The 8,047-nt window shown below is 33.1% G+C and carries 5 protein-coding genes; 4 read left to right on the forward strand and 1 reads right to left on the reverse strand.

Features of this window, described 5'->3' with window-relative positions:
• Window positions 1-2 precede the first annotated feature (2 nt).
• A complete protein-coding gene (locus GXM16_RS21485; RefSeq protein ID WP_163396550.1) occupies window positions 3-3,221 on the reverse strand; it encodes a LodA/GoxA family CTQ-dependent oxidase in 3,219 nt (1,072 codons plus the stop codon).
• A gap of 646 nt (window positions 3,222-3,867) precedes the next feature.
• Between GXM16_RS21485 and GXM16_RS21490 the strand changes: the two genes are divergently transcribed.
• The 4 genes from GXM16_RS21490 (at window position 3,868) to GXM16_RS21505 (ending at window position 7,993) form a co-directional block, all read left to right on the forward strand.
• Window positions 3,868-4,131, forward strand: a complete 264-nt coding sequence (locus GXM16_RS21490; RefSeq protein WP_163396551.1) for a hypothetical protein — start codon at window positions 3,868-3,870, stop codon at window positions 4,129-4,131.
• Window positions 4,132-4,994: 863 nt separating this feature from the next.
• Window positions 4,995-5,951 (forward strand): hypothetical protein, encoded by a 957-nt coding sequence (locus tag GXM16_RS21495; RefSeq protein WP_163396552.1) that lies wholly within the window; start codon window positions 4,995-4,997, stop codon window positions 5,949-5,951.
• Between the two features lie 158 nt (window positions 5,952-6,109).
• Window positions 6,110-6,937 carry a GNAT family N-acetyltransferase gene (locus tag GXM16_RS21500; protein WP_163396553.1) on the forward strand — a complete coding sequence of 276 codons (828 nt, stop codon included), beginning with the start codon at window positions 6,110-6,112 and terminating at the stop codon, window positions 6,935-6,937.
• A gap of 144 nt (window positions 6,938-7,081) precedes the next feature.
• Window positions 7,082-7,993 (forward strand): DUF4238 domain-containing protein, encoded by a 912-nt coding sequence (locus tag GXM16_RS21505; RefSeq protein ID WP_163396554.1) that lies wholly within the window; start codon window positions 7,082-7,084, stop codon window positions 7,991-7,993.
• Window positions 7,994-8,047 lie beyond the last annotated feature (54 nt).

The following is an 8,047-nucleotide window of genomic DNA, read 5'->3' on the forward strand; positions in this document are numbered from 1 at the left end:
ACCTAATATTTTTTTGGAATAAAACGCTGGAAACGTACCAACTGTTCAGGAACACCCACCTCTTTTCTAGGTTGTCTAGAATGAGGAACCGTTCTTGTTTTTGTAAATTTATGTGCCTTAGAAGCTAATAAATCAACCAGTTTTTCAACTTCGTTTGTTAAAGTTTCATCCTGAACCAATTCATCCTCAACCAATTTTAGCAGTTGTTCTCGAGTACTTTCTGTTACAACTTGTTCAGTAAACAAACCTTCATTCGATAAATGTTCCAAAGTAGCATGTAGCAAGGATTCTTCTTTATTATTCAAATGCTTATTGTTATTTAAGATTTTTCTTAATCGGGTTTCTGTCTCTTGTAACAACAGTTGATTTTGTTCCTCATTAGGAACTACACCAATTTGCATTTCTGGCGGAAAATTAGCACTATCAGGTACACCTGGACGTGGCTGCACAATTGCTAGCTTGTCAAAATACTTCACCATTGCATTGATCTGATTGGTCTGTGTTGGTGCTTCGCCATCTAAAGGCAAATCATCCAGCCAAAAATAACGAAATGCAAAAGCTTCTCTACGGGTTTCTTCTGCTAAGTGTATATCTAAAGTTTCTTTGTAACGCTCTTCACTCAAAATATTATTTGGAACCCTTGCAGGCCAAAACGTTGGCAGATAAGGATCATATGCAGTAGTATAACCATCTCTGCAGCTTGCTGTATCAGTCTGCCAGGGAATAGCCATCCATCTGGTTACACCGCCAGGTACCTGACCACCTAATAAAGGACCGGCTGGTAAAGTCAGGACATCACTATTCATAGTAGACCCATAATAATGATAATCGGTTTTTGGTGTTTTTGGAGCATGTTTCAATCGAAAAGGAGCCATATACATACCAGAAGTTCGCATAGGCCAGGTCATTTCACAACCCGGATGAAAAGCATCTGCCAGACAGAAATCCATGGCTGCTTTAGTTAACATATCGGGTTGTTCAGCAATAGGATAATCATCAATTTTTTTAACAGGCAGAACATAAGGACAGCCTGTTTTGTCTACAAAATCAGCATCAAAATCACCTTTGACCCATTGATCTAAAAACTCCAGTTGCAAATGAGATAAAGTAGAATGCTGGCGCACAGAACCTGTGGTAGGAATGGCAACCGCATCACCATATAACCAGGGCCATAGCTGTGGGGCCTCAGCGCCGGACTGATCAAACCTACGGAAATTATTGGAAATAGTACGACGCATTTCTAAGTTGGCAGCAGAAGGGTCATTTAGTTTTTTTACCCATTCTACGCTGGTATAATTAAATTGTCCGCCCCATCCAAAAGCTGCTGCAAATCCTGCATTTACCCATTGTAAATTGGTCATTCTTTCAAAAATAGGTAAGATATCTTTACAGAAAGAAGGTCTTGCAGGTCTTACTAACATTCCTGATTCTACAGCAACACTACGCATCAAATCCCACATCGTACGAACCGATTTTTGCATAGGGGCATAATCCGGTGGAGCGCAAATTACCCAGGCAGGATCAACATTAAGAGATACTCCATCATATTCTACTGTGGCAGTAACAGGACCATCTGACATATCATCATACCAGCCTTCATTATTGGCAAAGGTAATGGCTCTGTCGCCATTGATGTTTTTCGATTTACCATGACCGCCCAGCATTATTAAACGTCCTTTTTCATCGGTATGCATTTCTCCTAGATAAACCTGTCTGCCCATGAACTTACCTGTGAACTTTTTTCCTTCAGTGACATTAGGTTTTGAAATACTTTCGCCACCACCGTCAATCAATAATTGGCTGCGGTCTTTTACATCAATATTTCTCAATAAAGAAGGTGGAACATTAGGATTGGTGGCATCCGGAATATCTAAGGCAATCTGGAACTGATACCAGGATGCTTTTTGATTGGCCAAATGAGAATGCCAGGTAATTTTAGCATTATCCATAGTCAACTCCTTAATCGCTTTTCCGGCTGCATTGAAACCATAAATACGAAACTGTGCAGCCTGACGTTTGATAGCTCCTGTTTTATCGCGATAAGCATACACATCCTCTTTAGCTTCTGGCTCATCTACTAAAGGACCTATGAAATACTCTTCTTCACTATTTCCCACGCGCATCACACCAATAGGTGGATAAATACCTGCTCTAACAATACAAGTACTATCCTCGTCTGTATTACCCCTAAAATGTGGATTTATAGCATTAGGTTCCTGTAGCTGTTGTCCGTTGGCCTGATGCCTGGCTTCTGCACTCGCCGCGTAAACTGTTTTACGTGCCTCTGCAATTGAGCCTAAAGGTTTATGATCTTCTAAAGTTCTCCAAATATTGAATGAAAGATTGCTTCCAAATTCAGACTGACCAATCGCTGTTATATCTTGTTGTGGTAAATGCAGCTTAGCAATACAGATGTACGGACTTTCCTTTATACTCCAGACTACCTGTGCATCATTAAGAGGCATGGTCGCATCGTTAGTTCGCAATTGGATTTCAAATCTAAAAGTAGCAGCTCCATTGCGTAAACGTTTTTCTAAATCCAGTCGTAAATAATTATCATCATCAAAAGGTGCTCCTTTATAAGTGTCCTCCGGAACCAAACGGTATTTAACAATTTGATTTTCGCCTAGCTGAAAAGGTAAAATAGCCCAATAACCAGTACTTAACACACTCGCTTCTTCTTTTTGCATAGCTTGCAGAACACTAGCCAGCTCTGGATGTTTGTTGATATAAGTATCATAATCCCTGTCAATAACACCGGCAGTTGTAAACGTACACATTTGCTGTGCATCACGTGCAAAAAAGCGATCAATATTCTGAAAAATGAAATCGGCAGTAGAACCTTCCCCAAAAAGCTTCGGTCCTTTTACTCCAAACAATTTCAACCCGACTCCAATAGTGGAGTGTAAGTCAGGTGAAGTAGTGCCTGTATCACTGGAGAAACGGACAGCACAATCATAACGAGAACCGGCAAAAATGCCTATTTTGAATTTTTCAGGAATATCTTCATTGATTACAAATTGACCATACGTGATGCCATGTTGCTTTCTAAAAACAGCACGTTCCGCTGGATTCTGCCCTTTTTCAATTCGTGTTTTTTGGCCCATTTCTACAAACATCTCTTTAAGACGCTGTGTCACCATTTCAGTACTGCCGGTACTGTCCCAACATTTTACGTTGTTTGCAGTAGGTTTTTCAATGATTCGTTTTTTGTTGTCCATATTTTGTAATTATTGGTTAGATACGGTAGTTAGCGGAAATCTTATAGTTATCTTATATCATGACAACCAAAATAGGGCAATCGTTGACCTCTATTGATAGTATATCCTTACAATTTAAATTTATCTTATAGTTGAGATTAGGTAGTTTTCTGTGTTTATTTATACTCCAAAATTTGAAAAATTATTTAGTAAAAAACATCTAAAATGTCACAAGAGTGTTTTATTTAGGTATAAAACCTTGAAAAAGTTGATTTACGGTTTTGACTAGTGTGGTTTGTCCCTTAGGCGACTGTGATAATTGGAAATACAAATATGCTTCCGAACGGCAAAAATGGAAATGGTCAAACAAGAAATTAGGGTAATATTTATTTACTCCTAAAACGCTATGTCTCAAAATGCATTACAGCTGAACTTCGAAAACCAGGATATCAATTATATTCAAATACAGTATTTATTTATATGTTCGAGTTAAATCTTTACATCTCAGTAAAAAGAATAAACTAGACTAAAAAAATGACAAAACAGAATATTGAAAGTGCAAAGTCAGAGAGTTCGCCTCAGTATTTTTATAAAAGAACACTTAGTAGAAGGCTTTACCAAACCGCGCCTAACTAAATTCCGTATATATTTATAAAAACACAATATTATGAATACCAATTCACTACACCTGACTGCAAAAATTCACCGCTGTCTCACCGAAAATCAAGGACAGTCACTTCATTTTGAAGAACTTTGTGCTCTCATTTATCCTGCTGATCTGAAAGTAGGTGATGCTAATGATTTGCTTTCTGCTGAAATAGAATATAAAACCAAGGTAATGAATTCATTAATCTTTCTTTCTCACATTGAACTGGTTATTTTAAATAAGCGTACAGACGAAAGCTTTCTTAACTTATCTAATAGAAACTAGCTGTATTTTGTACAAACAAATCCAAATCTAATAAAACTTTTTGCCCATTTTATTACGGTTTTTGCATTGACAATAACTTTGTGGTATTACAGAGCATTTACATATCGTTAGAATAGAACAGGCTTTTAAAAATAGTCTTGTATTTGGGTGTTTGGCTTCGCCTGTTCGCTATTGCTCGGGGGTAATTCCGAAAATAAGGCTTAATTTAATCCTAATCTCTTTTAGAAAGTGTTACCAGTGGTTATTCAGGGCTTTCCTGGGATCAAGTCGAAATATTGTGGAGAAATATTAAAAATTAAATAACGTAAAACAAAAAGAGGATAATCAGTTACGATTATCCTCTCAAGTGAACGTTATTGGAGAAAATTCGAACCTTTTATTGGAACATCTTAAACTTTTAGCCCACTCCGTTGAGGATTTTTTGTGATTCAAGGCTAATAAATTAAAACAATTTTAGTAAGTAAAGTTTTTAACAAGTAAAAAATGCTTTTGTTAGTTAATGAAATAAAAATCCTATTTTTGAGAACAAAAGACACTTATATTTGTTAGACATAGCGACCCAATTCAGATCAGATAAATCGGATATTCTCATACGCATATACAAGCTGGCAATAATTTTACCTCAAAAAGATAAATTTGATGATAAATTTTAATAATATCTGGATAGATTTTGCATGTCCAAACTGTAATTATGAAAGTGGCATTCAGCTTATAGATGTTAAGTCTGAAAAGACAATTTTTTGTCATAATTGCAAATCAAAAATAGAATTAAAAGACAGTGACGGCTCAGTTCATAATAGTATAGAAACGATGAATGCATCAATAAAAAAACTTAATAACATATTTAAAAAATTTGGACAGTAATGTATTATAATCATAATTTAAGAACAAACATCCAAGAATGGAAAAATAGACTTTATCGTTCAACTGAAGATAATTTCGGAAATCAGGTTAAATTTTGTTTAAATAATATTGAAAATAATAAAATACTAAAAGGAATATTAAATGAATCTGTAAACAAATACAGTTATGATAATGCTTATCTGGAAAATATATCCAAACAAATGGAATATGGAAGAGCTGAATTTGATTTTAACAATGAATCTCAACATGCAAGTTTTTGCTATCAAATATTAAACTTTATTATAGAACTTGACAAAACATATAATTTACATTATTTGACTTTTTTTCAAAAAAGTGATTTCGAAGATATTAAGAAAGGTATAATTGAAGATTTTATTTCACCTATACTTTATTATTTTCATGACCAATTAGAAAAGTCAAGTTCTGTAATTTATCTTCTTGAAAAATATAAGAGGAGAACTGAATGGTTTACAGGAAATGTGTTAATTGAAAAATATAAAATAGCAACTAAAAATTATGAACAAATCTTAGAAGATGATTTAAGACTTTTCATATTTGACCAAGGAATTGATTTTCCTTTTTCAACACCAAAATCAACTTCTGGTAGAGCTGATATAATTGGAGCAATTGACACTTCAGACCCACTAGTTATTGAAATTAAGATATTTGATAGAAATAAAAATTATGGAAAAAATAGAATTATAGAAGGTTTTTCTCAAATTGTTAAATATACAAATGATTACAATAAAGACATAGGCTATTTAGTAATTTTTAATATTGACAAAGCAGAAATAAACTTTCAGTTAAATGAAAATAATAAAGTTTTCCCGCCAATTGTGAGTCTAAATAACAAAACATATTGCTTAATAGTTATAAACTTAAACAATGAGAACTCAGCAAGTAAAATCGGAACTACAGAGTTAATAACAATTAAAGAAGATGAGTTAACTAAATAAAAAAAGCTACAAGAGATTTGGGCATTTGGCTAAATTTAATATGGTTTTGTATTTGTAAAATTTACGCATAATAGAAAAATCTCGCATCTTTATTCCCAAACTACATGTAATGTCATGACTTTATATGTTATTTAAAGAATGCCTACGCTAAAAAAAATATGATGTATACTGTAAAGAACTTTAATACTGCTCGGGAATTTGTTGATTACAATGAAGAATTCATATATTCTAATCCAATGCAAAACGTTCTGCTAATAAATGTTATTGAAGAAGTTGCAAAAAATAATTTACGAGTTTTCCAAGCTTTTAATGTTATTGGTAATAGCAGTGTTAAACTTCTTGTACTTGTTACAGATGGTTACTGTCTAATTTACTGTGATTATTATGATGCTGGTTCTCTCGAAATTATTCGTAAAGAATTACCTTTTGAGCGTCTAAAATATTTCATTTTTTCTGGCGATAAGCAAACCATCGAAAGACTTTTGGAATTACAAGATTTACAATTTACAGTTGAAAAACATTTGACAATTTATAAATGTGCCAAATTAAATTCTCAATTTAAATTAGCATCAGGGAAAATGAGATTAGCCATTATCAGCGAGTTAGATTATTTAACGAAATTAAGTGTTGAATTTACTGAAGAATATGATGGAAATAGAGAGAACGCAGCAGAAATGCGAACGGCTGTTTATTCCGAAATTGTAGATAATTCGTTGTATCTTTGGGAAGATGGCAAAATTTGTGCAATTGCCTTGGAAATGAATAGAATGGATTTTCCTGAAATTGGTAAGCTGTATACGGTCCAAGATGAACGTCAAAAGAGATACTCTTCATCTCTACTCTATAAAATAACCGAAAAAATTCTTTCGAAGAAGCCATTTTGCATGCTTTATACACATGGTGAAAATCCTGCCTCAAACGCCACAGTATTGAAAGTTGGTTATGAAAAAACCGGAGACTACGCGAGAATAACACTAAAAAACTGAACGACGTATAATATAGCTACTCTACGAGATTGTTTTTTTCTGTATTTGTAAAAACAATTCTTATCCAAAGAATATGTATTAATTTAGTGCAACCTATCAAATTATCAGAACGGTAACAGATATTGTACCAAAAAATCAAAGAATATGAATCAACACTATGTTCCCAGAGTATATTTAAAGAATTTTGGAAAGCAAAAAGGACGAGAATTTTATGTTAATACTTTTGATAAAATCGAAAACAGAAATTTCTATACTAATATCAAAAATATTTGTTCTGAAAATGATTTATACACTTTAGAACATCCATATAAATATGCCAAGCATAATCTTGTTGTTGAAAAAATATATTCTGATTTTATAGAACCTTTATATGCTAAAACATACAAGATTTTAACTAATGATAATATTTTCGAAATCAGTGATATAGAAAGAGCTGAAATATTAATAAGTATATTTCAATTCTACTTTAGAAACCCAATAATTTTTAGAAAAAGTATTGATTTACATACAGAAAAAATTAAAAACCTTTTTGAAACTGCGACATTAAAAAAAGAAAAAGGCTTAACTTATCTAGATGAAGATTTTAGCTTTCGAGAGTGGAATCTAGAACAAATCATTGAATTTTATGTAGAGAAACTTGTTAGACTTTTTAAAGAAAAACATATTATTGGAACAGCACAGATTGGCAATATTCACGAATTCACAATAATAGAGGTTCAAAAAATAGAATGTGAATCAAATTTCTTAACAAATGATAATCCACTTTTTTTAGAAGATATTTTATCTACCGATGAAAACCCATTTTTAAAATCAAACGAATTTTCAATTCCTATCAACAAAAAATATTTGGTTCGAATTTATCATGACAATACAAAACGTGTAAACTTAATTTATAGACGCATAATACCAAATGGAAGTGTAAATCTAATTAACGATGATATTTTCAAACAAAGTTCAAGATTTGTTATTGGAGAACAAGTAGATTTAGAAGAACTTAAAAAATATAAAAAAATGTTTGACAGTACTTCTCTTGATTGGAAAAACCGGTCAATTTGACCACCTAATTCCGGAGTAAATTGACCACGCGTTCCGTAGCAAAGTGACCACCTG

Origin of the sequence: Flavobacterium limi (assembly GCF_010645075.1) — a bacterium.
Lineage (GTDB): Bacteria > Bacteroidota > Bacteroidia > Flavobacteriales > Flavobacteriaceae > Flavobacterium > Flavobacterium limi.